The sequence below is a fragment of the Burkholderia lata genome (genome assembly GCF_902499025.1).
GTDB classification, from domain to species: domain Bacteria; phylum Pseudomonadota; class Gammaproteobacteria; order Burkholderiales; family Burkholderiaceae; genus Burkholderia; species Burkholderia lata_C.
The window spans coordinates 109,862-135,709 of sequence record NZ_CABVPW010000004.1; the positions used below are offsets into that span (position 1 = coordinate 109,862).

The 25,848-nt window shown below is 68.4% G+C and carries 20 protein-coding genes; 9 read left to right on the forward strand and 11 right to left on the reverse strand.

Annotation, left to right across the window (positions count from 1 at the left end; all coding sequences use genetic code 11):
- Positions 1 to 203: 203 nt before the first annotated feature.
- Positions 204 to 1,121, forward strand: coding sequence for a LysR family transcriptional regulator (locus BDI24065_RS05325; protein WP_175030326.1), 918 nt, complete (start codon positions 204 to 206; stop codon positions 1,119 to 1,121).
- A 146-nt stretch (positions 1,122 to 1,267) separates the two neighbouring features.
- The gene (locus tag BDI24065_RS05330) at positions 1,268 to 2,017 is read left to right on the forward strand and encodes an SDR family oxidoreductase (protein WP_041493590.1); all 750 of its coding nucleotides are present in this window, start codon (positions 1,268 to 1,270) and stop codon (positions 2,015 to 2,017) included.
- Positions 2,018 to 2,115: 98 nt separating this feature from the next.
- Here the strand turns inward: BDI24065_RS05330 and BDI24065_RS05335 are convergent, their stop codons facing one another.
- Both BDI24065_RS05335 and BDI24065_RS05340 read right to left on the reverse strand, forming a co-directional pair.
- Entirely contained in the window at positions 2,116 to 3,753 is a 1,638-nt protein-coding gene (locus BDI24065_RS05335) for a glycoside hydrolase family 32 protein (RefSeq protein WP_175030327.1), read from the reverse strand.
- A gap of 173 nt (positions 3,754 to 3,926) precedes the next feature.
- Positions 3,927 to 5,504 carry a glycoside hydrolase family 68 protein gene (locus tag BDI24065_RS05340; RefSeq protein WP_175030328.1) on the reverse strand — a complete coding sequence of 526 codons (1,578 nt, stop codon included), beginning with the start codon at positions 5,502 to 5,504 and terminating at the stop codon, positions 3,927 to 3,929.
- A gap of 172 nt (positions 5,505 to 5,676) precedes the next feature.
- On the opposite strand from BDI24065_RS05340, the gene BDI24065_RS05345 reads away from it, so the two are divergent.
- The 5 genes from BDI24065_RS05345 to BDI24065_RS05365 all read left to right on the forward strand — a co-directional run bounded on the left by BDI24065_RS05345 (position 5,677) and on the right by BDI24065_RS05365 (position 10,836).
- Complete coding sequence (locus BDI24065_RS05345) at positions 5,677 to 6,705, forward strand: substrate-binding domain-containing protein (protein ID WP_175030329.1); 1,029 nt, start codon at positions 5,677 to 5,679, stop codon at positions 6,703 to 6,705.
- Positions 6,706 to 7,107: 402 nt separating this feature from the next.
- Positions 7,108 to 7,794 carry a type 1 glutamine amidotransferase domain-containing protein gene (locus tag BDI24065_RS05350; RefSeq protein WP_175030330.1) on the forward strand — a complete coding sequence of 229 codons (687 nt, stop codon included), beginning with the start codon at positions 7,108 to 7,110 and terminating at the stop codon, positions 7,792 to 7,794.
- A gap of 141 nt (positions 7,795 to 7,935) precedes the next feature.
- The gene (locus BDI24065_RS05355) at positions 7,936 to 9,045 is read left to right on the forward strand and encodes an NADH:flavin oxidoreductase/NADH oxidase (protein WP_011355338.1); all 1,110 of its coding nucleotides are present in this window, start codon (positions 7,936 to 7,938) and stop codon (positions 9,043 to 9,045) included.
- Between the two features lie 128 nt (positions 9,046 to 9,173).
- Positions 9,174 to 10,244, forward strand: coding sequence for an AI-2E family transporter (locus BDI24065_RS05360; protein WP_175030331.1), 1,071 nt, complete (start codon positions 9,174 to 9,176; stop codon positions 10,242 to 10,244).
- A 217-nt stretch (positions 10,245 to 10,461) separates the two neighbouring features.
- Positions 10,462 to 10,836, forward strand: coding sequence for a hypothetical protein (locus tag BDI24065_RS05365; RefSeq protein WP_175030332.1), 375 nt, complete (start codon positions 10,462 to 10,464; stop codon positions 10,834 to 10,836).
- Between the two features lie 24 nt (positions 10,837 to 10,860).
- Here the strand turns inward: BDI24065_RS05365 and BDI24065_RS05370 are convergent, their stop codons facing one another.
- Positions 10,861 to 11,655, reverse strand: a complete 795-nt coding sequence (locus tag BDI24065_RS05370) for an SDR family NAD(P)-dependent oxidoreductase (protein ID WP_175030333.1) — start codon at positions 11,653 to 11,655, stop codon at positions 10,861 to 10,863.
- Between the two features lie 176 nt (positions 11,656 to 11,831).
- Between BDI24065_RS05370 and BDI24065_RS05375 the strand changes: the two genes are divergently transcribed.
- Positions 11,832 to 12,677, forward strand: coding sequence for an AraC family transcriptional regulator (locus tag BDI24065_RS05375; protein WP_175030334.1), 846 nt, complete (start codon positions 11,832 to 11,834; stop codon positions 12,675 to 12,677).
- A gap of 10 nt (positions 12,678 to 12,687) precedes the next feature.
- On the opposite strand, the gene BDI24065_RS05380 is transcribed toward BDI24065_RS05375, so the two are convergent.
- From BDI24065_RS05380 to BDI24065_RS05410, 7 genes are all read right to left on the reverse strand, one after another.
- The gene (locus BDI24065_RS05380; protein ID WP_175030335.1) at positions 12,688 to 13,275 is read right to left on the reverse strand and encodes a LysE family translocator; all 588 of its coding nucleotides are present in this window, start codon (positions 13,273 to 13,275) and stop codon (positions 12,688 to 12,690) included.
- A gap of 104 nt (positions 13,276 to 13,379) precedes the next feature.
- Complete coding sequence (locus BDI24065_RS05385; RefSeq protein ID WP_175030336.1) at positions 13,380 to 14,819, reverse strand: heavy metal sensor histidine kinase; 1,440 nt, start codon at positions 14,817 to 14,819, stop codon at positions 13,380 to 13,382.
- Complete coding sequence (locus BDI24065_RS05390) at positions 14,816 to 15,511, reverse strand: heavy metal response regulator transcription factor (protein ID WP_175030337.1); 696 nt, start codon at positions 15,509 to 15,511, stop codon at positions 14,816 to 14,818. Before BDI24065_RS05390 ends, BDI24065_RS05385 begins: the two co-directional genes overlap by 4 nt.
- Before the next feature lie 28 nt (positions 15,512 to 15,539).
- Positions 15,540 to 17,048, reverse strand: coding sequence for an efflux transporter outer membrane subunit (locus BDI24065_RS05395; RefSeq protein ID WP_175030484.1), 1,509 nt, complete (start codon positions 17,046 to 17,048; stop codon positions 15,540 to 15,542).
- A 5-nt stretch (positions 17,049 to 17,053) separates the two neighbouring features.
- Positions 17,054 to 18,283, reverse strand: a complete 1,230-nt coding sequence (locus tag BDI24065_RS05400) for an efflux RND transporter periplasmic adaptor subunit (protein WP_175030338.1) — start codon at positions 18,281 to 18,283, stop codon at positions 17,054 to 17,056.
- A 36-nt stretch (positions 18,284 to 18,319) separates the two neighbouring features.
- Positions 18,320 to 21,487: an efflux RND transporter permease subunit gene (locus BDI24065_RS05405; RefSeq protein WP_175030339.1), complete on the reverse strand. Its 3,168-nt coding sequence runs from the start codon at positions 21,485 to 21,487 to the stop codon at positions 18,320 to 18,322.
- 228 nt (positions 21,488 to 21,715) lie between these two features.
- Positions 21,716 to 22,471, reverse strand: coding sequence for a Crp/Fnr family transcriptional regulator (locus BDI24065_RS05410; protein WP_175030340.1), 756 nt, complete (start codon positions 22,469 to 22,471; stop codon positions 21,716 to 21,718).
- 168 nt (positions 22,472 to 22,639) lie between these two features.
- Here BDI24065_RS05410 and BDI24065_RS05415 point away from each other — a divergent pair, with 168 nt between their 5' ends.
- A complete protein-coding gene (locus tag BDI24065_RS05415; RefSeq protein WP_175030341.1) occupies positions 22,640 to 24,310 on the forward strand; it encodes an acyl-CoA synthetase in 1,671 nt (556 codons plus the stop codon).
- Between the two features lie 70 nt (positions 24,311 to 24,380).
- Here the strand turns inward: BDI24065_RS05415 and BDI24065_RS05420 are convergent, their stop codons facing one another.
- Entirely contained in the window at positions 24,381 to 25,838 is a 1,458-nt protein-coding gene (locus BDI24065_RS05420; protein ID WP_175030342.1) for an MmgE/PrpD family protein, read from the reverse strand.
- Positions 25,839 to 25,848 lie beyond the last annotated feature (10 nt).

Sequence of the window (25,848 nt, forward strand, 5' to 3'; positions counted from 1 at the left end):
CGATCAGCATACCGGAAGTCGGTCGAAGCGATCGCTTGGCGGGCCGCGTGCACCGGTCGCCAACGCGCAAGGAATCGGGGAGGCGAGGCGCACCGACAGGGCGCGACACCGCAGTGGCCGGCATTCGCTGGCCGACTCCCCCGAATGGACCTCGGCCCGCCGCTGCCTTACGATCCACGACAACCCCACACCGGAGCGAGCCCATGCTGTCCGAAGACGAACTTGCGCTGCTCGATGCGATCCGCGCCACCGGCAGCCTGTCGCGCGCGGCCGCGCGGCTCGGCAAGGCGCCGTCGACGGTGTCGCACGCGGCGCGCCAGCTCGAAACGCGCTTCGACGCGCTGCTGTTCGACCGGCGCGGCTACCGGTTGCAGCTCACGCCGGCCGGACAGCTGCTCACCGACGAGGCGGCGCGGCTGGCGCTGGACGTCGCGCGGCTGACGCAGCGGGTGCGGCAGGTCGCGAGCGGCTGGGAAGACCGGCTGTGGATCGTCAGCGACGAGGTGCTGGAGTTCGACACGCTGCTGCCGGTCGTCCGCGCATTCGATGCGCTCGACTCCGGCGTGTCGTTGCGGTTCACGCACGAAGTGCTGGGCGGAACCTGGGAAGCGCTGCGCGACGGCCGCGCGGATCTGGTGATCGGCGCGACCAACGAGCCGCCGGCGATTCCCGGCTTCAAGTGGTTCGAGCTGGGGGCGATGGAGTGGGTGTTCGCGGTGTCGCCGCGCCATCCGCTGGCCGCCGTGAGCGGCGCGCTGACGCGGGACGCGATCGGCGAGCACCGGGCGGTCGTCGTCGCCGATTCGTCGCGGCGCGCGGCCGGCCGCGCGTATGGCCTGCTCGGCGGGCAAGCCGTGCTTGCGGTGCCGTCGATGCGCGCGAAGATCCTTGCGCAGCGCGACGGGCTCGGCGTCGGCTGGGTGCCGCGCCGGCGCGTGGCGTCGCTGCTCGCGGGCGGCGAACTCGTCGAAAGACAGACGGCCGATCCGCGCGAGCCGAACCTGCTGTATGTCGCCTGGCATGGCGACCGCGACGGCCGCGCGCTGCAATGGTGGCTCGAGCAATTGCGCGAACCGCGGCTCGCGCAGCGCCTGCTCGACGGCATCGACGTGGCCGGCTGACGCGGCGCGGAACAGGGCGCCCGGACCGGCCCGATCAAACACGTTCGACGATTTCGAACATGTTCGTCGCGCACGTCGTACGGCAAGGCGGGGCGCCGCGCGCATCCTGTGTTCACGGTCAACTCACCGGTTCACAGGAGAACATCATGCAACGCTTCGAAGGAAAGACGGTCCTCGTCACGGGTGGCAACAGCGGCATCGGCCTGGCGGCTGCCAAGGCATTCGCGGCAGAAGGTGCGCGCGTCATCATCACCGGGCGCGATGCGCAGACGCTCGAGGCCGCGCGGCAAACGCTCGGCGCAGGCGCGCTCGCGATTCGCAACGAGGCCGGCAGCGTCGCGTCGGCCCGCGCGCTGGCCGATGCGATCGCGTCGGCGGGGGCACGGCTCGACGCCGTGTTCATCAACGCGGGCGTCGCGAAACTCGCGCCGTTCGCCGACAGCGACGAGGCCATGTGGGATCTCGTGTTCAACACCAACGTGAAGGGCGCGTATTTCCAGATCCAGTCGCTGGTGCCGCTGCTGAACCGCGGTGCGTCGATCGTGATCAACGGCTCGATCAACGCACACATCGGGATGCCCGGCTCGTCGGTGTACGCGGCGAGCAAGGCGGCCGTCAATTCGTTCGCGAAGACGCTGTCGGCGGAACTGCTGCCGCATGGCGTGCGGGTGAACGTCGTGAGCCCTGGGCCGGTGCAGACGCCGCTCTACGGCAAGCTCGGGTTCGATGCGGCCACGCTCGACGAGACGGCCGAGAAGATCAAGGGCCTCGTGCCGGTCGGACGGTTCGGCACCCCGGACGAGATCGCGTCGACGGTGCTGCATCTCAGCGCGCCGGAATCCGCGTTCATCGTCGGCGCGGAGATCATCGCGTCGGGCGGGATGGGCTTGCTCTGAGCGATGAGGCCCCGGCGGGGATTGCAGCCGACCGGCATGACGCCGGGCGGGCAGTCCCCGCCACTTGTCGGACGGATGGCGTCCGCCCATCGCATCTGTCATCGCGCCGCACAGTCGCCATACCTGCCACCACCGGCTTCGAGCTGCGTCACCGTGAGGCCGGAGAACGTCGCGCGGCCGTGCTCGGCAAACACGGCGACGCGGTCCGCGTCGAGCGGCGGAAAGATCAGGTCGGTGAGTGCCACGCGGCCACCGTTCGCGAACACTTCGACCGAACCGCGATCGACGACGATCTCGAGCCGCAACTGCCCGTGCTCGAGCGGCAGGTTCACGATGTGTTGGCGGCTGAACGTGTCGGCGAAACCGGTTTCGGCGGACTGCGAGCGGTCGAGCGTCAGCGTGCGCTTCTCCGTGTCGTACACGATCCGGGTGCCGACCGAGCCATCCGCCGAGCGCCGGACGATCAGGCCCGCCTGTGCCGCATGCTGCGGCGCGATCGTGACCGTGATGCGCTGGACGACACCGCGCGTCGCGTCCGACAGCACGCGTGTCATGGAGTCGACCGTGAGGTCGCCTTCATGCACGGCGGGCCTGCCGTCCGCCCATGCGTCGAACGCGGCGGCCGGTGTGACGACGAGCGTCGGCTCGCTGTCGATCGTTTTCAGCGATAGTTCGCGCGGCAGGGTCGTCGCGCCTCGCCACGGCGTGGTCGGCACTTTCGCCGCGTAGTCCCAGTTGCTCATCCACGCGATCGCGACAGGCCGTGAGCCGGGCGCGCCCGAAAAGGTGCCGGCTGCGTAGAAGTCCGCGCCATGGTCGACCCAGCGGAATTGCGCGGGATCGGAGCCGGCGGGGGCGATGTGGTCCGGCGTAAAGGTGCGGCCGTCGAAGTCGCCGACGAAGTACATGGCGCCCGAGCCGCCGGCGATCGACCACGGGTTGACATTGACGATCATGACCCACCGGATTCGCGCCGGGTCGCCGTCGAGCGGCAGCGGCACGAGGTCGGGCATTTCCCACAGCGTGCCGTCGTGCGGCACACCCGGCCGCGTGAAGTCGCTCAGGAAATTCCAGTGGATCAGGTCGTCCGAGCGATAGAGCTTCACGACGTGCGCGTCGGCGACGACCGTCGTCATCAGCCAGTAGCCGCCCGGCGCATACCACGTCACTTTCGGGTCGCGAAATTGTTTCGATTCCGGATCGAGCGTCAGCACCGGATTGTGTGCGTACGGCTGCCAGGTCGTGCCGTGATCGAGGCTGTACGCGAGCGACTGCGCCTGGATGCCCGGCGCGTGACCGGAGCCCGCCTTGTACACGCTCGTATAAAGCGCGACGAGCGGCGTGTGGCCCGGCTTGCCGAGGCCGGACGTATTCAGCGTGTCGGCGACGATCGAGCCCGAGAAGATTTCCTCCGTCGCGTTCGCGCGCATCGCGACCGGCCGCTCGCGCCAGTGGACGAGATCGGTGCTCGTCGCGTGGCCCCATGACATGTTGCCCCAGTCGTTGCCAAGCGGATTGTATTGATAGAACAGGTGATAGCGGCCGTTGTCGTAGACGAGCCCGTTCGGGTCGTTCATCCAGTTGCGCTGCGGCGCGTAGTGGAGCGCGGGCCGCCATTGCGGCGTGCCGTGTTCGGCCGGCGCGTTGCAAGGCGCGGCAGCGGCCTGGGCACAGGCCACGCAGGCGAGCAGCAACCGGGCGATCCGGACGGAAAAGCGGAAAGACGTCGATATCATGCGGGGTCCCGTGCTCCGCTGTGCAAAGCGGGAAAGGAGGGCACAGCCGCGTTCAACGGCGGTGTGCGCAATGGATGGAAGAAAAAAGAGGAGGCGCGCACGCGACACGCGCGATACGCGCCTCCGTAACCCCGTGCCTTTACCAGCGTTCGTTATTGTTGGTTATCCTGATTTCACTGGCCGTTGCCGCCGTTGTGACCGGCACCGGTCGCGGGCAGGTTCGCCGGAATGTCGCCGTAGCCGCCGAGCCCGCCGCGTCCATAGGCGCGATCGACCGCCGTCGACGTTGCGTTGATGTTGACCTTCACCGTCGGCGCGAGCGTGCCGCCGCGACGCGCGCCGATCGCATCGATGAACGACTCGACGAGCCCGCCCGGCATCACGTAGTGCGAATACGACTGGAATTCGCGCGGGTTCTGGTTCGGATCCTGCGAATACGGTGCGCCGGCCGGTGCGGAGAAATCGGTCGGGTTGCCGAGCACCAGGCCGCTGCCGCCGTTCAGCGGCAGGAAGTCGCTGCGGATGCCGTTGCCGACGAAGCCGTACACGCCGTCCGGACCGTCGACGCCGGCCGCCATCGTCGTGCGGTGGCTGATCGTGAACAGGTAGTACTTGCCGTCCTTCAGGTAGATCTGCGGGCGCTCGGTCTGGTCGTCGACGCAGTTCGCCGACAGGAGCGGCGGCAGGAACTTCCACTCGGTCAATTGCGGGTTCGTCGCGATCGCCAGGCCGACATTGGCCTTTTGATACACTGCGCCCGAATTCATCACCGCGTTGAGGTCTTCCTTGTACGGATCGTTCGGCGCGTAGCCGAGGTCGGCTTCGGTGCAGGTGCGCGCGCCGCGCGGGCCGCCCGTGTTGCCCTCGAAGACCATGTAGGTCTTGCCCGGGTGCGCGGGATCGGTGAACACGAACGGGTCGCGGAACGAGAAGTAGGTGTTCTGCTGGCCGGTCTGGTAGTAGTTGCCGTCCGGCTGCAGCAGCGCCTTGTGATCGTCGAAGCCGCTGAACCAGACGTGCGTGTCGTCGGCGTGGATATGGCCGTCGGCGCGCGTGATGATCGCCTGCGGCGGCGTGATGTCGGCGCCGCCGGGTGCCGAGCGGTTGAACGACGTCGCGGTGTAGTAGAGGCTGACGTTGTCGCCGTGCGTGAGGCGCGCCGAGCCCGACCATTCGGCGTTGTTGGTCATCGGCGCGGTGCCGAACACCTTGACGCTGGCGCCGTCGGGGAACAGGTGGCCGCCCCAGGTCCAGCCGCCGTTCGCGGGGCGCTGCGACGCGGGGATGCCCGCGCGACGGTAGAAGAAGCCAATGCGCGCATGGACGTGACGGTCGTCGAACGTGTAGCCCGCATGCGGATCGGCGGTGAGCGAGAAGATCACCTCCCAGCCCTTGTAGCTGAGCTGGTTCGCGCGCAGGTCGGCCAGCGGCCACGTGTCCCACACCCACACGTTCGAATTGATCAGCGGGAAATCCTGCGGGATGTCCGGCATCGTCAGCGCCTGCGGCAGCGAGTTCTTGTCGGCGCCGGCGGTGTGCGACTGCGCGACGATCTGGCGGATGTCCGCCCGCGTCCAGCGCATCGTGAAGTTGCCTTCGGGATCGTAGGCCTGTTGCGTATGGGGCGTGGGCAGGGGCGCGCCCGTGCCGGCGGACTGCGCATGCGCGACGGACGCGAAGGCGGCGAGTGCGCCGCCAGCGAGGAACAAACGTTGGGCCGCCGTCGGGCGGAAAAAGGAAAAGTATGTCATCTCGTCGTCGTTTCCAGGGAAGGTGAAAGTGAACGGCTGAGTGGGCATCGATGTCCAAACCGGTTTGGATGCTATTTCAAACCGGTTTGGGCGTCAAAAGATAATTATTTGACGGTAATCGCTACCGAACGGAAACAATTGCCGCCCATTGGTATGCCGTGCGGCATAGGGAATGCGAGGAACGACGGTGAAGGTGAATCTGAAGGCGCTATCGGACGCGCTCGGGCTGTCGCGGACGACGGTCAGCCGCGCGCTGAACGGTTACGACGACGTCAGCGAGGCGACGCGCGAACGCGTGGCAAAGGCTGCCCGGGAAATGGGCTATGTGGCGGATCCGACCGCGCGTCGGCTGGCGACCGGGCGCGCGGACGTGATCGGGATCGTCTATCCGTTCGGCGCGGGCGATCTCGGCGATCCGCGTTTCGGCGAGGTCGTCGCGGGCATCACCGAGCGGCTCGCGGAACGCAATCTCGATTTCATCATCGCGTCGGCGCGACCGAACGCGGAACTGGACACCTATCGGCGCATCGTCGACGGCAAACTCGTCGATGGCCTGATCGTCGCGCGCACGCTGGTCGACGATCCGCGTATCGCGTACCTGCAAGAGAGCGCGTTTCCGTACGTGGCCTACGGCCGGACGCAGGTGGCCGAGCCGTATGCGTGGTTCGATTTCGACAACGAGGCAGGCGCGCGCGATGCGGTGCGTCGGCTGACGGCGTTCGGGCATCGGCGTATCGCGATGATCAGTGCGCCGCTGGCGCTGAATTTCGCCGCGCAGCGTCGTGCAGGCTATCTGTCGGCACTGCGCGAAGCCGGCATCGAGCCGGATCCGGCGCTGCTCGTCGAGTGCCCGTTTACGCACGACGGCGGGCTGCAGGCGGTGCGGGCGCTGCTCGCGCAGCCCGAGCGGCCGACGGCGCTGCTGGTCGACAACAATATCGCGGGCGGCGGCGCGTTTCGGGCGCTCGTGGACAGCGGGCTGCGCCTGGGCGAGGCCATGTCGCTGATCGTCTACGATGGCGTGCCGCCGGACATCGCGCATCCGCATCGCGTGACGGCGGTCGTGCAGCCGACCGGCCACGCGTCGGGGCGCGCGCTGGCGGAACTGATGCTGCGACTGCTGGGCGACGGCGTGCGCGAGCATCGTCTCGAGGCGCCGGCAATCGAGGCAGGCGACACGGACGGCCCGTTGCGCGGCTAGCCGGCGCGGTGGAAGGTGAGGGGCGCGAGCGGTAGCCGACGCTCGCGGATCGCGCTCCGCCGAAAAGGCCATGACGACGGCAGGGACGATTGTTCGTTTACTAGACGACCGGTCTAATCCGAGGCTATCATCCGTCTTCATGAATGCGACGACGTCCGCGGCGCACGCAACCAAGACGCGAAATTGCCATTTCGCGCTGCGATGCTGGCAGTGCAGCGAGACGCCGTCGTTTTATTTTGAAATGTTCTAGACGACTGGTCTAATAGGCGCATGCCGCATTCGGATACGCGGGTCGCACGTTGACGCGTCATAACGGACTAACCGACAGGCGTGCCGCGCCGGCCGGGTTGTCCGGTAGTGCGGCCCCGTTCCCGTCATCCATTTTCGAAGGAGTGTCCGATCATGAAGATTCTGGTTGTCCTGACCTCGCACGACACGCTCGGCGACACCGGCAAGAAGACCGGCTTCTGGCTCGAGGAACTGGCCGCGCCGTACTACACGTTCAAGGATGCGGGCGTCGAGCTGACGCTCGCGTCACCGAAGGGCGGCCAGCCGCCGCTCGACCCGAAAAGCAACGATCCGACGGCCCAGACCGACGCGACGCGCCGCTTCGAAGCCGATGCGGCGGTCAAGGCCGAACTCGCTTCGACGCGCAAGCTGGCCGACGTGTCCGTGGACGACTACGACGCCGTGTTCTACCCGGGCGGCCATGGCCCGCTGTGGGATCTGGCCGAGGATCTGCATTCGATCGGCCTGATCGAGCGCGCGCTGGCGGCCGGCAAGCCGGTCGCGGCGGTGTGCCACGCGCCGGGCGTGCTGCGTCACGTGAAGAACCCGCAGACCGGCGAATCGGTCGTGCGCGGCAAGCGCGCGACGGGCTTCACCAACAGCGAGGAAGCGGCCGTCGAACTGACCGAAGTCGTGCCGTTCCTCGTCGAGGACATGCTGAAGACCAACGGCGCGCAATTCGAGCGCAGCGCCGACTGGGCGCCGCATGTCGTGACCGACGGGCTGCTGATCACGGGGCAGAACCCCGCGTCGTCGGAGCCTGCGGCCGAGGCGCTGCTCGCGCAGCTCGGCCACCGTTAAGCGGAGCGCGCCGGCCGGGCCGGCGCCGTACCGTTTCCGTCGCCGGGCGCAGGCCGGCCCGTCGACGGCCTCATCGTTCCGTCGTGCACACCGCGCGACGCGTTCCCAGTCGTTTTGCAGAACCAAGCAAAGGAGTCGTGGATGTCTGCCCTGTTCGAACCGTTCAAACTCAAGGATGTCACGCTGCGCAACCGCATCGCGGTGCCGCCGATGTGCCAGTACGTCGCCGAGGATGGCGTCGTCAACGACTGGCATCACGTGCATCTGGCCGGCATCGCGCGTGGCGGCGCGGGCCTCGTGATCGCCGAGGCGACGGCCGTGTCGCCGGAAGGGCGCATCACGCCGGGCTGCGCGGGGTTGTGGAACGATGCGCAGGCCGAAGCGTTCGCGCCGTCGGTCGCGGCGATCAAGGCGGCCGGCGCGGTGCCCGGCATCCAGATCGCGCACGCGGGCCGCAAGGCGAGCGCGAACCGTCCATGGGAAGGCGACGACCATATCGCCGACGGCGATCCGCGCGGCTGGCAGACCATCGCGCCGTCGGCCGTCCCGTTCGGCGCGCATCTGCCGAAGACGCCGCGCGCGATGACGCGCGACGACATCGCGCGCGTGCAGGCCGACTTCGTTGCGTCGGCGAAGCGTGCGCGTGACCTGGGCTTCGAATGGCTCGAGCTGCACTTCGCGCACGGCTATCTCGGCCAGAGCTTCTTCTCGGTGCATGCGAACCAGCGCGACGACGAATACGGCGGTTCGGCCGAGAACCGCGGCCGCTTCCTCGTCGAGACGCTGGCGGCTGTCCGCAAGGTATGGCCCGAGCATCTGCCGCTGACCGCGCGCTTCGGCGTGATCGAATACGACGGCCGCGACGAAGAGACGCTCGCCGAGTCGATCGCGCTCACGCAGCGGCTGAAGCAGGAAGGGCTCGACATGCTGAGCGTGTCGGTCGGTTTCTCGACGCCAGACGCGCAGATTCCGTGGGGCCCGGCGTTCCTCGCGCCGATCGCCGAGCGCGTGCGCCGCGAGGCCGGGCTGCCGGTGTCGTCCGCGTGGGGGATCGACACGCCGCAACTGGCGAACCGCGTGGTGGCGGAAGAGCAGCTCGATCTCGTGATGGTCGGCCGCGCGCATCTGGCCGACCCGCACTGGCCGTACTACGCGGCCAAGCAGCTCGGCGTCGAGCGTCCGTCGTGGACGCTGCCCGCGCCGTACGCACACTGGCTCGAGCGTTACCGGACCGCCGACAAGGTGGCCTGAGCGGGCGGGGCGCCCGGGCGGCGCGCGCATGACATGCGCCGCCGATCCGGCGCCGATGGATAGAATGGCGGTTCGCGCAGGCCGGTTGCCTGCGCGAACCGCCATTTTTCTATTTCGACAGAGGTGCCATGGGCGCACATGTCCCGTCGTCTCCCGATCCTGCCGCACGGCCGCGCACGCAGCAGGTTTCCCGCGCCGTGCTGTATGCGGCGTTGCTGGTGATCGCGCTGTGGGTGATCCGCGATTTTCTTCCCGCCATCGCGTGGGCCTGCGTGATCGCCATTGCGATGTGGCCGATGCTGAAACGCTTCGAATCGCACCGGCTGTTCCGCAATCGCCCGACGCTCATCGCGCTCGTCATCACCGCGGCGATCTCGTTGCTGGTCGTGCTGCCGGTGGCCGTCGCCGCAACCCAGGCGATCGGGCAGGCGCATGACCTGCGCGAGTGGCTGCGCACGATCCAGGACAACGGCATCCCGGTGCCGGACGTGGTCGGCCGGCTGCCTTACGGCGCGGCGCAGGTCACCGAATGGTGGCAGGCCAACCTCGGCCATCCGCTGCATGCGGCCAGCGCGATGCACGGCGTCAACAGCGAGAAATTCCTCGCGTTCGGCCGGCAGTTCGGCACGAAGCTCGCGCACGCGCTGCTGGAATTCGGCTTCATGCTCGTCACGCTGTTCGTGATCCTGCGCGCCGGCCACAAGCTGTCGGGGGCGTTGCTGCAGGGCGCGCGGCGCGCGTTCGGGCGCAGCGGCGCGGAGCTGATCGAGCGGATGGTCGCGGCCGTGTTCGGCACGGTGACGGGGCTCGTCGTCGTCGGGCTCGGCGAGGGCGCGTTGCTCGGCATCGCGTATGCGCTGGCCGGCGTCCCGCATGCGGCGCTGCTCGGCCTCGTCACGGCGATCGCCGCGATGCTGCCGTTCTGCGCGCCCGTCGTGTTCTGCGGCGCGGCACTCTGGCTGTTCGTGCAGGGTGCGACCATGTGGGCCGTCGTGGTGGCCGTGCTCGGTTTCGTCGTCGTGTTCATCGCCGAACACTTCGTGCGGCCGGTATTGATCGGCAGCTCCGCACGGCTGCCGTTCCTGCTCGTGCTGTTCGGCATCCTCGGCGGCGCCGAGACGTTCGGCCTGATCGGGTTGTTCGTCGGCCCCGCGCTGATGACGGTGCTGACGATGCTGTGGGCCGAATGGATTGCATGACGATGCGTGCTGCCGAGGTTGCGGCATGACGCGGCGGTGCCGAGGCGCGTGCAAGCGTGTATCGGCCGCCGCGACGGGCGGCGATCCGGCTGGTGGCGAAGCCTGCAATGCAAGGATTCGGATAAAGATCTCTACATTTCTTTTCGATCCGGACCCAAAGGTCGAGTAGCATGGGGCTTTCGATCGCGCCGGCAGGGCGCAGCAGATTTCACCAAGCATGCGATTGATTACGATGTCCCGTCCCGCAGCGACGCTGTCCCTGGCCGCCGGCTGCCTGATGTTGCACGGTTGCGCGTGGTTCGACCCGTGGCTGCCGTTCTCGTATTCGCGCACGCCGCTTGCGCGGGCCGCGTCGCGGCATGGCGCGACGCGCGCCGATGTCGTCCGCGCTGCCGGCAATCCGCGCAGCGTATGGATGGTCCGCAACGGCAGCGGCGTCTGCTACAACTACTTCATCGAGCACGGCAACGATCACCGCGAGTACTTCGTCGTGTTCGACAAGGCCGGCGTCGTCACGCAACGCGGCTTCGATTCCTGCATGAACGCCGACCGCAAGGGCACGCTCCAGACGAGCAAGGCCGCGTCGCGCTAGCGCGGCGGCCATGCCCGCCCGTGGTCAAGCGATCGTGTCGACCACGCCGCCGTCCACCCGCAACGCGGCGCCCGTCGTCGCCGAAGCGAGCGGCGAGCACACGTAGACGACCAGGTTCGCGACTTCCTCGGGCGTCGCCGGCCGCTGGATGATCGAGCTCGAGCGATGGTTGCGCACGAAATCCACGGCCACGTCTTCGACGCTGCGGCCGGTTTCGTCGGCCGTTTCCTTCAGCAGCGCCCGCACGCCGTCCGACATCGTCGGCCCCGGCAGCACCGAGTTGACGGTCACGTGGGTGCCGGCCGCGAGCTTCGCGAGGCCGCGTGCGATCGACAGCTGCGCGGTTTTCGTGAAGCCGTAGTGAATCATGTCGACCGGGATGTTCAGGCCGGATTCCGACGAAATGAACACGATGCGCCCGGCATTGCGTTCGATCATCCCCTTCAGGTAATGCCGCGCGAGGCGCACGCCGGACATCACGTTGGTCTGGAAATAGTGCTCCCATTCGGCATCGTCGATGTCGAAGAACGCCTTCAGGCCGTAGATGCCCGCGTTGTTGACGAGGATGTCGGCCGCGGGCGTGTGCTGCGTGATGCGCGCGACGCCGGCCGCATCGGACAGGTCGGCCGCGATGCCGTCGAAGCCCGCATCGGGGACGGCGGCGCGCAGGTGCGTGAGCGCGGACTGCACCGACGCATCGCTGCGGCCGTTGACGACGACGCGCGCGCCGGCGCGCGCGAGCCCTTCGGCGATCGCGAGCCCGATACCGGCGGTGGAGGCGGTGACGACCGCGGTCTTGCCTTTCAGATCGATATGCATGTGCGTGACGGGAGAGGAATGAACGGGATCCGCCGCAGGTGTCGCGGCGGACGGAATTCAAAGCTTAGGCGAAACGGCGCGATCCGGCGTCGAAGCCGCGGTCCGGCGATCCGGTTGCGCGGCGCCGCACAGTCTTGTACGGTGAGCGTTCGCCGTCCGAACCGGGAGCCCGCCGCGTGAGCCGTACCACCAACCGATCCGTCGCACCGTCGCCGTTCTGGCGGGATGCCGCGCTGCCGTTCATCGAGGCGCGCACCGTCGACGACGGCCGCGCGATCTGCTACGCGAAGCACACGCACGACACGTTTTCGGTGGGCGCGATCGTCGGCGGCACGAGCACCTACGTGAACGGCGCGACGAACGAGCACGTCGGGCGCGGCGTGCTGGTGATCATCGATCCGGAGCAGGTGCATGCGTGCAATCCGTACGGCCCCGACGCATGGGCGTACCGGATGGTCTATGTCGACGTGCCGTGGCTCGCGCGCCTTCAGCATTCGCTGGGTCGCGATCCGAACAGCGATTTTCACGGCTTTTCGCCGAAGTTGACGGAGCGCCACGACCTGTTCGCGCAATTTGGCGGTTTCTACCGCACGCTCGTCGCGCCCGGCATCGATCCGCTCGGCAAGGAGAGCGCGGCGGTCGAGTTCTTCACGGCGCTGCACGGCGCGCTCGATCGCGAGCTGCCCGGCCCGCGCGCCGGGGACGACAACGCCAGGCTCGCGCGCGCGGCCGACTACATCGCCGCGCATTGCCGTGAAGGTGTCTCGCTCGATGCGATCTGCGCGGCGGCCGATCTGTCGCCGTCGTACCTGATCCGCGCATTCAACGCACGCTACGGGATGACGCCGCACGCGTTCCTGATCGACCGCCGCGTGCAGTACGGCCGCACCGAGCTGCGCCGCGGCCGGCCGATCGCCGACGTCGCGCTCGACGCGGGCTTTGCCGACCAGGCGCATTTCCAGCGCGCGTTCCGGCGGATCGCGGCGGCGACGCCCGGCCAGTACCGCAGCGCGACGAGCTGAACGGCCAGCGCTACACGTCGAGCAGGAAGAGTGCGCTGCCCGCGAGCAGCAGCGCCATCAGCCGGTTGAACACGCGCATGTGCCGCGCGTTCGCCAGCCGGTGCCGCAGCGACGCGCCTGCATACGACCAGCACGCGATCGACGCGAAACAGATCACCAGGTACAGCGCGGCGAACTGCCAGACCTGCGCGCGGTCGCCATCGGCCGCATACGCGCCCATCGCGGCGACGCATGCGAGCCACGCCTTCGGGTTCAGCCACTGCATCGCCGCGCCGGCCGCCGCCGACGGGCCGGCCACGTCCGGGTCGGCCGACAGCCGGCCGTCATCGAGCGCGAGCCGCAGCGCCATGTACAGCAGGAACGCAATCCCCGACCACTGCGTGACGGTCGTCAGCACCGGCCAGCGCGCGAGCGCCGCGTGCAGCCCGAGGCCGATCAGCAGGAACAGCGCGACGAAGCCGAGCGTCGCGCCGGCCGCATAGCGCAGGCTCGCGCCGAGGCCGTGGCGCGCGCCCGCACTGAGCGCGACGATGTTGACGGGACCGGGGGGGATCGACGAGGCGAGCGCGAACGCGGCCATCGAAACCAGCATGCTCATTGGATGTCTCCATGCGAAAGATCGAAAGTCGCATCGAGACTACGGGAGCCGCGCCGGCCCGTATTGAAGAAAACTGCCCTCGGCGGGCGGCCGCGCGGCGGCCGTCAGTGCAACGCGCGCGGCGCGTGCGCCGGCCGGGTCTCGCGCCTGTCGGCCGCGGGCAGCGGGCCGCCGGCGCAGGGTTGCGTCGAGACCGAGAAACCGAACGTATTGATGCCGCCCGAACATGCGACGAATACGCTGCCGCCGTGCATCTCGGCGACGGCCTTGACGATCGACAGCCCGAGCCCGTGGTTCTCCTTGCTGTTCGCGCGGGCTTCCTCGAGCCGGTAGAAGCGCTCGAACACGTGCGAGCGCCGGGCCGGGTCGATCGGCTCGCCGGGGTTCGCGACCGACATTTCGACGAGCGTGTCGCGGCGCACGATCGTCACGCTGACCGTCGCGCCGGGCGCCGAATGCTGGATCGCGTTGATCAGCAGATTCGTCATCGCGCGGCGGAACAGCGACGGATCGACGGCCGCGCGCGCATCGCCGTGCAACTCGGCGCGCAGTTGCGCCTCGTCGAGCGGGATTTCGAGGAAGTCGAGCATGCGCCGCACCTCGTCGGCGAGCGACACGTCCTTGAGGTCGGTCGCGCGTTCGCCACGGTCGCTGCGCGACAGGAACAGCATGTCGTTGATGATCACGCGCAGCCGCTCGAATTCCTCGAGGTTCGACTGCAGCGTCTGCTGCATCCGCTCGACCGTGCGGTCGCGGCTGGTCAGCGCGACCTGGGTCTGGCCGATCAGGATGCTGATCGGCGTGCGCAGCTCGTGCGCGACGTCCGCGTTGAAGGCCTCGAGCCGCGCGTAGGTTTGCTGGATGCGGTCGAGCGCACCGTTGAACGAGGTGGCGAGGTCGCGCAGCTCGGCCGGCAGCGCGTCGGTCTGCAGCCGCTGGCGGCGGTTCGTGAGGCTGATCGCCGATGCGTCCTGCGACAGCCGGTCGAGCGGCGCGAGCCCGAAGCGGGCCACCGCGCGGCTCAGCAGCAGCGTGATGATCGTCGCGATCGCGATCAGTCCGGCAAGCGTCCAGCCGAAGCGGCGCAGCATCCGCTGCGTGCGCTCGCACGAGCTGGCGACGATCAGCTTCAGCGTCGGCCGCTCGCCGTTGCCGGCCACCGTGACGGTCTTCGTCATCACGTCGTAGGTGCTGTGGTTCAGCGCGTATTGCTGGAACGCGCCGAACGGTGCGCCGACGGGCACGCCGTCGACGGGCTTGCCGAAGCGGAAGTCCGGATTCGTGCTGTCGACCTGGTAGCGGGTCGAGCCGTCGGGCGGTTCGAGGTCGGCGAGCTTTTCCTGCATGAGACGCCCGCGCATGGCCGTGGTCGCATGCGACACGATCATCTCGGCGACCTTGGTGCGCGTGTCGAGCGTCGCGCGCAGCTCGGCGAACAGCTGGCGCTCCATCATCACGAACAGTCCGCAGCCCACGAGCGTGAACACGAGCAGCGACACGATGCCGAACATCGCCGAGAGCCGCAGGACGATCGAGCGCTTCATGTCGGCCTCTCGGTGTCGCCGTCCTCGCGCGCCTCGAGCACGTAGCCCATCCCGCGGATCGTGTGCAGCAGCTTGTCCGTGAACGGGCCGTCGAGTTTCGCGCGCAGGCGCTTGATTGCCGTCTCGACGACGTTCGCGTTGCTGTCGAAGTTCACGTCCCACACGAGTTCGGCGATCGTCGTCTTCGACAGCACTTCGCCGCTGCGCCGCGCGAGCACGCCGAGCAGCTGGAATTCCTGCGCGGTCAGGTCGAGGCGCGTGCCGTCGCGGGTCGCGCGGCGGCCGATCAGGTCGACGCGCAGGTCGCCGATCGAGATCAGCGTCGATTCCTGCACGCGCGCGCGGCGCGTCAGCGCGCGCAGCCGTTCGATCAGCTCGAGGAACGAGAACGGCTTGGTCAGGTAATCGTCGGCGCCGCCGCGCAGCCCGCGCACGCGATCGTCGACGCGGTCGCGCGCGGTCAGCATGATGACGGGCGTCTGCTTCTGCGCGCGCAATGCACGCAGCACGCCGAAGCCGTCCAGCTTCGGCAGCATCACGTCGAGCACGACCACGTCGTAGTCGAACTCGACGGCTTTCCACGCGCCGTCCTCGCCGTCGAGCGCGGTGTCGACGACCCAGCCTTCCTCGGTCAGGCCGCTCTTCAGGTATTCAACGACTTTCGGTTCGTCTTCGACGATCAGGACTTTCATGTTCGAATCCGTTGTCCGGGTAATCCGGTTAAGGGCTCGGGTGCGCCGGCGCCGGGGCTGCGGTGGCGACCTCGGCCGGCGCAGGGCCGCCCGCGGCATGGCCGTCCCAGCCGCCGCCCAGCGCCTTCGCGAGAAACACGACGAGCGCCGCGCGCTGGCCCTGGATCTGCACGGCCTGGCGCTCGCTCGTCAACAACTGCTGCTCGGCCGTCAGCACGTCGATGAACGGCGTCAGGCCGCCCGCGTAGCGATCCTGCGCGAGCGACACGAGCTTGCGCGCGTCGTCCACGGCCGCGGCGGCCTGCTGCGCGGCGTCGGCGAGCACCGACAATCCCGTGACCGCATTCTGCACCTCCTGGAACGCGGTGAGCACCGTCTGCCGGTAGCTGGCCTGCGCGGCGACATAGCCGGCCTGCGCGAAATCGACGCCGGCCTTCAGCTTGCCGCCTTCGAACAGCGGCTGGCTGAGCGACCCGCCGACCGACCACAGCAACGACGGCACGGTGAACAGGCTGGCGAATCGCGTCGCGTCCCAGCCGATATCGGGCGACAGCATGATGCGCGGGAAATACGCGGCGCGCGCCACACCGATCTGTGCATTCGCGGCGGCCATTGCGCGCTCGGCCGACGCGACGTCGGGGCGCCGTTGCAGCACGTCGCTCGGCAGGCCGGTCGGCAGCGCCGGCGCGTTGATCGGCACGACGCGCGGCGCGATCGAGAAGGCGGGGGCCGGCGTGCCGACCAGCGTCGCGATCGCGGTTTCGACCTGCACGCGCTGCTGGAGCAGCAACTGCGCCTGCGTGCGCGTCGCGTCGAGCTGCGCGCGCTGCTGCAGCAGGTCGAGGCCCGACACCGCGCCGAGGTCGTGGCGCGCGCTCACGTAGTCGAGCGCCTTCTGCTGCAAGTCGATCGAGCGCTTGACGACGTCGATCTCGGTATCGAATTCGCGCAGCGCGAAATAGCTCGACGCGAGATCGGCGGTCAGCACCAGGCGCGCGTTCGCGAAATCGTCGCCGGCCTGCTCGGTGGTCGCCTGCGCCGATTCGACGCTGCGCCGCACGCGGCCGAACAGGTCGAGCTCGTAGCTGACGGCCGCGCCGACCTGGATGTCGTTCTGTACGGTGGACGTGCTTTGCGTCGCGTAGTTGGTCTGCGGCCGGTCGGCCGAGATCTTGAAGCGCTGGCCGCTCGCATTCAGGCCGACGGCCGGATACTGCGCCGAGGCGACCGACGCGAGCGTCGCCTTCGCCTGGTCGTAGCGCGCGGCGACGGCCTTCAGGTTCTGGTTGTTGCGCAGCGCCTCGGCTTCCAGCGCATCGAGCTGCGGATCGCCGAACGCGGTCCACCATGCCGGGTCGAGCGGCGCGCGGGCCGGCGCGGCCGGATGCCAGTATGAATCTGCCGGGTCGAGCCGCCACGCGGCCGGCGTGGCGACGTCGGGGCGCGTGTAATCGGGGCCGACCGTGCAGCCGGCGAGCGCGGCGGCGAGCGCAACGGCGGTCACGGAGACGGCGGCGGGCCGCCGGCGGAAGCACATCGCGATCACGACTTCGCCTCCGCGGCGCCGGAGGCCGGTTTCGCGGCCGGTGCCGAGACGATTACCTGGTCGCCGTTCGCGAGCGCATCGCTCGGGTTCGTGACGAGGCGGTCGTTCGGCGTGAGCGGGCCGTCGACTTCGAGCGTCTGCCCGATCGTGCGCACCACCGTGACCGATTTCAGGCGCACCTGGCCGTTCGCGTCGACGGTCGCGACCGTCGGGCCTTCGGCGCGGAACAGCAACGTATTGGCCGGCACCTGCAGGCGCCCGACCGGCGTCATCGGCAGCGTCGCCTGCACGTAGGCGCCCGGCAGCAGCCGCCCGTCCGGGTTCGGCAGCGTGATCTCGATCTGCAGCGAGCGCGTCGCGACGTCGATCGCCTCGGACGTGCGCGTGATCGTCCCGTCGAACGTGCGGCCCGGCAGCTCGGCCTGCGCGACGCTCACGTGCTGGCCGACCTTCACCTGCTGCGCGTACGCCTGCGGCACCTGGACGTAGAGACGCAGCTGGTCGGCCTGCACGACCGTGAACAGCGAGCGTCCGGCGTTGCCGGAGCTGACGAGATCGCCGACGTCGACGTTGCGCTGCGTGACGATCCCGTCGATCGGCGCGACGATCCGCTGGAAGCCTTTCAGCTCGGTGAGGCGGCGCATGTTCGCATCGGCCGCGGCGAGGTTCGCGGTGCCCTGGTTGAACGCGCCTTGCCGGTCGTCGAGTTCCTGCTGCGAGACGGCATCGCGCTGGCGCAACTGCTGCGCGCGGTCGAACGACGTCTTCGCGAGCGCGAGGGCCGCCTGCGCCTGCTGGCGCTGCGCGGTGGCCTGCGCGAGTTCCTGGTTCAGCTCGGGCGTGTCGAGCTCGGCGAGCAGTTGCCCCTGCTTCACGTGGGCGCCAATGTCGGCCTGCCAGCGCAGCACGTAGCCGCTCGCGCGGGCGTAGATCGGTGCCTCGACGAAGCCGCGCAGCGTGCCGGGCAGCGTCAGCTTGCCGCCGGTGGCCGCATCGACCGGGTGCACGACGGTCACGTACTGGCGCGTGTTCTGCTCGGCGACCGCGTCGAGTCGGTTGCGGTTCAGCACGTTGACGACGACCGTGCGTGCGGCGCCGGCGGCCAGCAGCACGCCGATCACGATCAGGACGATTTTCCCGCGTCGCGACACCGACGTGCGCGTCGGCAGGTGCATGCCGCGTTCGTCTACCTGGATGCCGACGGAGCTGTGATGTTTCTCTTCCATGAATTCAACCAAATCAACCGGGTAGTGGGACGAAAGTCAGTGTCCGGCCTGGCGCGCACGCCGGCGGGCCAGCCGCGCATGTACGCCGCCGAACACGAGCGGCACGAACAGCAAGGTCGACACGGTCGCGAACAGCAGCCCGCCGATCACCGCGCGGCCGAGCGGCGCATTCTGCTCGGCGCCTTCGCCGAGACCGAGCGCCATCGGCACCATCCCGATGATCATCGCGAGCGCCGTCATCAGCACCGGCCGGATCCGTGTCGCGCCGGCTTCCAGCGCGGCCGTGAGCGGCGGCGCGCCGGCCTCGAGACGCTGGCGCGCGAACGACACGACCAGAATACTGTTCGCGGTCGCGACGCCCACCGTCATGATCGCGCCCGTCAGCGCGGGCACGCTCAGGTGCGTGCCGGTGATGAACAGCATCCAGACGATGCCGGCGAGCGCGGCCGGCATCGCGCTGATGATGATCAGCGGGTCGAGCCACGACTGGAAATTGACGACGATCAGCAGGTAGACCAGCACGATCGCCATCGCGACGCCCGCGCCGAGGCCGATGTACGACGTGCGCATCGTCTCGATCTGGCCGCGCATCGTCAGCTCGGTGCCGCGCGGCAGCGTCGCGCGCGCGTCGGACACGATGCGGTCGATCTCGCCGGCAACCGCGCCGAGATCGCGGCCTTCGACGCTCACGTACACGTCGATTGCCGGACGGATGTTGTAGTGCGTGATCACGGCCGGATTCGCGGTGCTGCGCACCTGCACGAGGTTGCCGAGCAGTTGCAGCGGCATGCCGGTGCGGCCGCTTGCCGAGATCGGCGTGCCGAGCAGGTCGTCAACCGACGAGATGCTGTATTGCGGGGTCTGGATCTGCAGCGGGTACTGGACGCCGGTGCGCGGGTTGATCCAGAACGACGGCGTGGTCTGAGAACTGCCGGACAGCGAGATCAGCATGTTCTGCGCGACGTTCTGCGCGGAGAGGTTGAGCTGCTGCATGCGCGTACGGTCCATGTCGGCCAGCAGGGTCGGCTCGTCGTTGCGTTGCAGCACGTGCACGTCGACGGCGCCGGGGATTTGCCTGATCTTTTTCATCAGGCTGCTCGCGATAGTCATGTTACTCGCGAGATCGTTGCCGAGCACCTGCAGGTCGATCGCGGCCGGTTGGCCGAAGTTGAGGATCTGCGTGATGATGTCCGACGGCTGGAAGAAGAACTCCACGCCCGGGAAGCGCTCGGGCAGCACCGTGCGCAGCGCGTGAATGTAGTGCTGGGTCGCGCGGTGGCCGGGCTTCAGCGCGATCAGCAGCTCGCCGTCGAGCGTGCCGATCGTGCCGGCGTTGCTGTACGACAGGTTGATGCCGCTCACCGGCAGGCCGAGGTTGTCGACGATCGCGCCGAGCTCGTCGGGCGGCACGGTTTCGCGGATCACGCGTTCGACCTGGTCCGCGAGGCGCGCGGTTTCCTCGATCCGGTAGCCGGTCGGCGCACGCATGTGCAGCCGGATGTTGCCGGAATCGGCATTCGGGAAGAAGTCGCGGCCGAGCACGAACACGAGGCCCGTCGACAGCACGCAGAAGCCGAGGAAGCACATCGCGTAGAAGCGGCGGCGCACCAGCAGGATGCTGAGCAGCACGATGTACCACGCGCGCAGCCGCTCGAACGCATCGTTGAACGCGTGATGGATGCGCGCGAAGCGCGACGTCGAGTGGTCGGGGCCGGTGCTCGCCTGCTGCGGGCGGAACAGCAGCATCGCGAGCGTCGGCACCAGCGTGCGCGACAGCACGTACGACGCGAGCATCGCGAACACGACGGCTTCCGCGAGCGGCACGAACAGGAAGCGCGCGACGCCCGTCAGGAAGAACATCGGCACGAACACGATACAGATGCACAGCGTCGACACGAACGCGGGCACCGCGATCTCGCCGGCACCTTCGAGGATCGCGTCGTGCAGGTTCGTGCCGAGATGCAGGTGCCGCTCGATGTTCTCGATCGTCACCGTCGCATCGTCCACCAGGATCCCGACCGCGAGCGCGAGCCCGCCCAGCGTCATGATGTTGATGGTCTCGCCGAGCGCGGACAGCGCGATCAGCGACGTGAAGATCGACAGCGGGATCGAGATCGCGATGATCAGCGTGCTGCGCCAGTTGCCGAGGAACAGCAGGATCATCATCGCGGTCAGCACGGCGGCGATCAGCGCCTCGTGGATCACGCCCTGGACGGCCGCGTTGACGAACACCGACTGGTCGAACAGCGGCGTGATCGTGAGCCCCTCGGGCAGCGTCGGGATCACCTTCGGCAGCAGTGCCTTCAGGTCCGACACGACCTTGAGCGTCGACGCGTCGCCGCTTTTCAGGATCGAGATGAGCACGCCGCGCTGGCCGTTCTGGCGCACGACGTTGGTCTGCGGCGCGAAGCCGTCGCGCACCGATGCCACCTCGCGCAGGTAGGTCGTCGCGCCGTTGACGGTCTGGACCGGCAGGCTGCTGATGTCGGCGATGGTATCGGCCGACGCGTTCGTGTCGATCCGGTATTCGGTCTGGCCCATCTTCGCGGTGCCGGTCGGCAGCACGAGGTTCTGCGCGTTGACCGCGTTGACGATGTCGGCAGGCGTGAGCCCCTTCGCGAGCAGCGCCTGCGGGTCCAGGTCGATCGCGACCACGCGTGTGCGGCCGCCGTACGGGAACGGGATCTGCACGCCCGGCACCGTGATCAGCTGCGGACGCAGGAAGTTGAGCGCGATGTCGGCGAGCGACTGTTCGCTGAGTGTCTTGCTCGACAGCCCGAGCTGGATCACCGGGATGCTCGACGCGGAGTAGGTGATCACGAGCGGCGGCGTCGCGCCTTGCGGCATCTGCCGCACGATCGCCTGCGCGGACGAGACCGTCTGCGCGATCGCCGTCTGCACGTTCGCGCCCGGTTGCAGGAACACCTTCACGACCGCGATGCCGGGCAGCGATGTCGATTCGACGTGCTGGATGTTGTTGACGGTCGTCGTCAGGATCCGCTCATGCACGGACGTGATGCGGTTCGTCATCTCGGTCGCGGAGAAGCCGCTGTAATTCCAGATGACGCTGATCACGGGAATGTTGATCGCGGGCAGCACGTCGACCGGCGTGCGCATCAGCGCAAGCGGGGTGGCCAGCACGATCATGATGGCCATCACGATGAACGTGTAGGGGCGCTTGAGCGCGAGATTGACGATCCACATGGAGGCAGCGGGACAGGCGGTGATCAGGCGTGGGTAAATGGAACCCGAATGATAGGCGTCGGCGTGGAACGGGTTACTGTCGCGAAACTGGCGGAATTGTCAGGTTGGGGCGCGGCGGCCGATTGCCGAATCAGCAGAGGAAACGCCGCGCGGCGTGACGACCGGAACACGGCCGCCATGCTGGACGTGTGAGCTGCGTCGACGGCGATTCCGTTCATCGGCCCGCGCTCAGATCTGCTCGATTCCGACGCGCGCAAGCGCACCGAGATCGACGACGTCGATCTGGTTGTACGCGAGCCGCAGCGCGCCGAGCTTCTCGAGCTGCTGCAGCGCCTGGTTGATTCGCTGCCGCGATACGCCGACGAGCATGCCCAGTTCCTCCTGCGAGATCGACAGCGACGGGCCGGTGTCCGGGTACAGGTCGGGGTTGAAAAGCTGCGCGAGCGCCTGCGCGACGCGTGCGTCGACATCCAGCAGACGGCTGTTCTGGATTGACGCGATGAATTCGCCCATCCGGTTGTTCAACTGGTGGATCACGAAGCGCGTGAACGGCAGGCTCGTATCGAGCAGCGCGTGGAACGTGTCGACCGGCACGAACAGCACGGTCGAGCGCTGGATCGCGACGACCTCGTACTTGCGCAGCTCGCGCTTGATCACGCTGCCTTCGCCGAACCAGCCGCCCGACGGCACACCGGAGAACGTGCAGCCGCGCCCAGATGCATTGAAGATCGCGAGCTTCAGCAGCCCGCGGTGCACGCCGATCCAGTATTCGGACGGCGCGAGCCGATGCGCGATCACGTCGCCGGCTTCGCACTGCTCGACGCGCGACTGCGCGAGCACGAGCGCCTGGTGCTCGGGCGCGAGCGTGCGGAACCATGCGCACTGGCCGAACAGCGTGGCCAGCGCCGGCAGCGGGCCATGTTCGGGCAGGGCGTCGGCCGGGTCGGCGGGCGCGTCGGGCGGTGCGGCGAGTGGGTCGTGCATGGGTGCGGGTTTGCGAGGATAGGGATAACGCGCGGTGCTTGAAAGGCACTCTGTCGTTTCGATGACAGACGGCTCACAATAGCGCCCGTTAGGCTGTCGGCAATTGAACCACATCAAAACGATCCGGGGTGGATGCGCCCCGGTCGACAGGACAAGGGAGACAGGATCATGACGCAGATGTTCGAGGCCGGACTCGGCCGCCGCGACGCCAATTACGTGCCGCTCACCCCGATCGACTTCCTGGTCAGGACGGCCGAAGTCTACGGCGAGCGCCTTGCGATCGTGCACGGCGATGTGCGGCGCACCTGGGGCGAGACCTACACGCGCGCGAAGCAACTGGCGAGCGCGCTCGCGCGCCTTGGTATCGAACGTGGCGACACGGTGGCGGCGATGCTGCCGAACATCCCGGCGATGGTCGAGGCGCACTTCGGCGTGCCGATGGCCGGCGCGGTGCTGAACACGATCAACACGCGGCTCGACGTGTCGTCGGTGCTGTTCATGTTGCGCCATGGCGAGGCGAAGGTGCTGATCGTCGATACCGAATACGCGGAATTCGCGCATCGCGCGGCGCTCGAGGTGCCGGGCCTGAAGATCGTCAGCGTCGCCGACGCGATGCCGGCCGACCCCGCGCGCTTCGCGGGCGCGACCGACTATGAGGCGCTCATCGCAAGCGGCGACGCCGACTATGCGTGGACCCCGCCCGCCGACGAATGGGACGCGATCGCGCTGAACTACACGTCCGGCACGACCGGCGACCCGAAGGGCGTCGTCTACCACCATCGCGGCGCGTATCTCGCGGCGATCAGCAACCTCCTCGAATGGGACATGCCGAAGCACGCCGTCTACCTGTGGACGCTGCCGATGTTCCATTGCAACGGCTGGTGCTTCCCGTGGGCCGTCGCGGCGCGCGCGGGCGTGAACGTCTGCCTGCGCAAGTTCGACGCGAAGACGGTGTTCGACCTGATCCGCCGCGAACGCATCACGCACTACTGCGGCGCGCCGATCGTGCAGAGCGCGATCGCGAACGCGCCGGCCGAGTTCCGCGAAGGCATCGATCACACGGTGCACGCGATGGTCGCGGGCGCGGCGCCGGCCCCGGCCGTGATCGCGAAGATGAAGGAAATCGGCTTCGACCTGCTGCACGTGTACGGGCTGACCGAGGTGTATGGCCCGGCGACCGTGTGCGCGAAGCAGTCGCACTGGGAGGAACTGAGCGACGAGGATCGCGCGCGGCTCAATGCGCGCCAGGGCGTGCGCTATCACCTGGAGGCAGGCGCGACGGTGCTCGATCCCGACACGATGGCGCCGGTGCCGGCCGACGGCGAGACGCTCGGCGAGATCATGTTCCGCGGCAACATCTGCATGAAGGGCTACCTGAAGAACCCGAAGGCGACCGACGAGGCGTTCCACGGCGGCTGGTTCCATACCGGCGATCTCGCGGTGCTGATGCCGGACGGCTATATCCGGATCAAGGATCGCAAGAAGGACATCATCATCTCGGGCGGCGAGAACATCTCGAGCATCGAGGTCGAGGATGCGCTGTACCGCCATCCGGCGGTGGCGGTCGCGGCCGTCGTCGCGATGCCCGACCCGAAATGGGGCGAGGTGCCGTGTGCGTTCGTCGAGCTGCGCGAAGGCGCGAGCGCGACCGAGGAAGAGATCGTCGCGCATTGCAAGGCGCTGCTTGCGGGCTTCAAGGTGCCGAAGGCCGTGCGGTTCGGCGAACTGCCGAAGACATCGACCGGCAAGATCCAGAAATTCCAGCTGCGCAATGCGGTGGGATCGGACAAGGCGATCGATCTGGCGGGCGGCGACGTGCCGGGCAAGAAGACGCAGTAAGCCGCCGCGCTCGCTGCGCCGGCGGTTGCACGTCGTCGATCCGGCGGCCGTGCCGCCGGGCCTCCATCGGTCAGGCACGGATCGCCATCTTCGCGGGCAGTGCCGATACGTCCGGCTGTTCGTCGAGATGCCACAGCCAGTCGATCGCGTCACGCGTTTGCGCGGGCGTCCAGTAGGGCCGAACGCACTTGGTGAACTTGGTTTCGAAATCCGCGCGCGTCATCGGGTGATGCGGAAAGCCCGGCAGGTCGTCGACTTCCCGCATGAACCTGCGGCCGTCGTCGGTCACGGCGGTCACGCGGTTCGGCGCGTACTGCGGATAGCGCGCCGTCAACTCGGGGGCTTCGACGACCGTGATCCGTTCGATCAGCGCGTGCAGTTTCGGATCGCGCAACGCCGCCGGGCTATAGCTGGCGGTCGTGATGTCGCCGTCGAGCATGGCGCGCGCGACGATGTAGGGCAGGCTGTGATCGGCTGTCTCGCTGGTCTCGGGCGCCCATTTCTGCCGGTCCTTGCCCGCGGTGACGTAGCCGACCCGCGTCGTCGCGATCTCGATGCTGCGGATCCGCCCGAGGTCGCCGACTTGCGCGGCGACGTCGATCGCCGCCGGAATCGACGTCTGCGTGAGTCCTTGCGCCGGGTAGAACTTCACGATGCAGTCGTTGATGCGGAAACGCCCGCCGCGCCCGCCGAACTGCGCCAGGTCGATGTCGAATGCCCCCGAGATCTGCCGGAAGAAGCCGGCATTGCCCTCGAAGATCGGTGACGGGCCGGTCAATCCCTCGCGTGCCAGGCGCGTCGCGAAGATTGCGTTGCGCGCGGCGTCCGCATCGGCCAGCGCCTTCCAGTTCGACAGCTCCTGGATGCGCGTCTGGTTGAGAGCCATGTGCCCGTTGATCGCAAGATTCACGGCCTGCACGAGCTGCGGCCGGGTCAGGGCCATCAGCCGGCCGGTCGCGAGCGCGACGGCAGGCAGGCTGTAGCACGTGTGGTCCCAGCCGCGCGGGCTGATCGCGACCGCGTCCATCAACCGGCAATTGATCTCGTAGGCCAGTGCGATCGCGAGGATCAGGTCGCGGCCGCTGCCGCGCTGTGCTTCGGCCACGGCCAGGCACGGCGCGACGTTGTCGCTCGGGTGGCCGGTTTCCTTGCCCGCGTACGCATCGTTGAGATCGAAGTAGCGGAGCGCGGCGCCGTTGGCGAAGGCGGCGAGATCGGGCGTCGTGCGTTGCGTGGTGCCGAGCAGCGTCGACGAGCCGCCGCCCGTTGCGAGTGCAACCTGCCGGGCGATGCGCACCGGTGCTTCGTCGTGGGCGGCGATCGCGCAGCCGAGCGCGTCGATGAAATGCGCCTTGACGGTTTCGACTGTGGCCGGGTCGAGATCCTCGTAACGGAGCGATGCGGCGTAGTCTGCGAGCCGATGGGCGAGGGTGTCGGGCGATGCGAGCGTCTGCGCATACGCACGCAACGGCAACGCACCCGCGACGGCGGCGCTGGTCAGGGTGGACAGGAAGTGGCGTCGGTTCATGTTCTGGAGC

Excerpts from the sequence above, each read along its gene's own strand:
- BDI24065_RS05325 (WP_175030326.1), top strand. The coding sequence starts at position 204 with ATGCTGTCCGAAGACGAACTTGCGCTGCTCGATGCGATCCGCGCCACC.
- BDI24065_RS05330 (WP_041493590.1), top strand. The coding sequence starts at position 1,268 with ATGCAACGCTTCGAAGGAAAGACGGTCCTCGTCACGGGTGGCAACAGC.
- BDI24065_RS05335 (WP_175030327.1), bottom strand. The coding sequence starts at position 3,753 with ATGATATCGACGTCTTTCCGCTTTTCCGTCCGGATCGCCCGGTTGCTG.
- BDI24065_RS05340 (WP_175030328.1), bottom strand. The coding sequence starts at position 5,504 with ATGACATACTTTTCCTTTTTCCGCCCGACGGCGGCCCAACGTTTGTTC.
- BDI24065_RS05345 (WP_175030329.1), top strand. The coding sequence starts at position 5,677 with ATGCGAGGAACGACGGTGAAGGTGAATCTGAAGGCGCTATCGGACGCG.
- BDI24065_RS05350 (WP_175030330.1), top strand. The coding sequence starts at position 7,108 with ATGAAGATTCTGGTTGTCCTGACCTCGCACGACACGCTCGGCGACACC.
- BDI24065_RS05355 (WP_011355338.1), top strand. The coding sequence starts at position 7,936 with ATGTCTGCCCTGTTCGAACCGTTCAAACTCAAGGATGTCACGCTGCGC.
- BDI24065_RS05360 (WP_175030331.1), top strand. The coding sequence starts at position 9,174 with ATGGGCGCACATGTCCCGTCGTCTCCCGATCCTGCCGCACGGCCGCGC.
- BDI24065_RS05365 (WP_175030332.1), top strand. The coding sequence starts at position 10,462 with ATGCGATTGATTACGATGTCCCGTCCCGCAGCGACGCTGTCCCTGGCC.
- BDI24065_RS05370 (WP_175030333.1), bottom strand. The coding sequence starts at position 11,655 with ATGCATATCGATCTGAAAGGCAAGACCGCGGTCGTCACCGCCTCCACC.
- BDI24065_RS05380 (WP_175030335.1), bottom strand. The coding sequence starts at position 13,275 with ATGAGCATGCTGGTTTCGATGGCCGCGTTCGCGCTCGCCTCGTCGATC.
- BDI24065_RS05385 (WP_175030336.1), bottom strand. The coding sequence starts at position 14,819 with ATGAAGCGCTCGATCGTCCTGCGGCTCTCGGCGATGTTCGGCATCGTG.
- BDI24065_RS05390 (WP_175030337.1), bottom strand. The coding sequence starts at position 15,511 with ATGAAAGTCCTGATCGTCGAAGACGAACCGAAAGTCGTTGAATACCTG.
- BDI24065_RS05395 (WP_175030484.1), bottom strand. The coding sequence starts at position 17,048 with ATGTGCTTCCGCCGGCGGCCCGCCGCCGTCTCCGTGACCGCCGTTGCG.
- BDI24065_RS05400 (WP_175030338.1), bottom strand. The coding sequence starts at position 18,283 with ATGGAAGAGAAACATCACAGCTCCGTCGGCATCCAGGTAGACGAACGC.
- BDI24065_RS05405 (WP_175030339.1), bottom strand. The coding sequence starts at position 21,487 with ATGTGGATCGTCAATCTCGCGCTCAAGCGCCCCTACACGTTCATCGTG.
- BDI24065_RS05410 (WP_175030340.1), bottom strand. The coding sequence starts at position 22,471 with ATGCACGACCCACTCGCCGCACCGCCCGACGCGCCCGCCGACCCGGCC.
- BDI24065_RS05415 (WP_175030341.1), top strand. The coding sequence starts at position 22,640 with ATGACGCAGATGTTCGAGGCCGGACTCGGCCGCCGCGACGCCAATTAC.
- BDI24065_RS05420 (WP_175030342.1), bottom strand. The coding sequence starts at position 25,838 with ATGAACCGACGCCACTTCCTGTCCACCCTGACCAGCGCCGCCGTCGCG.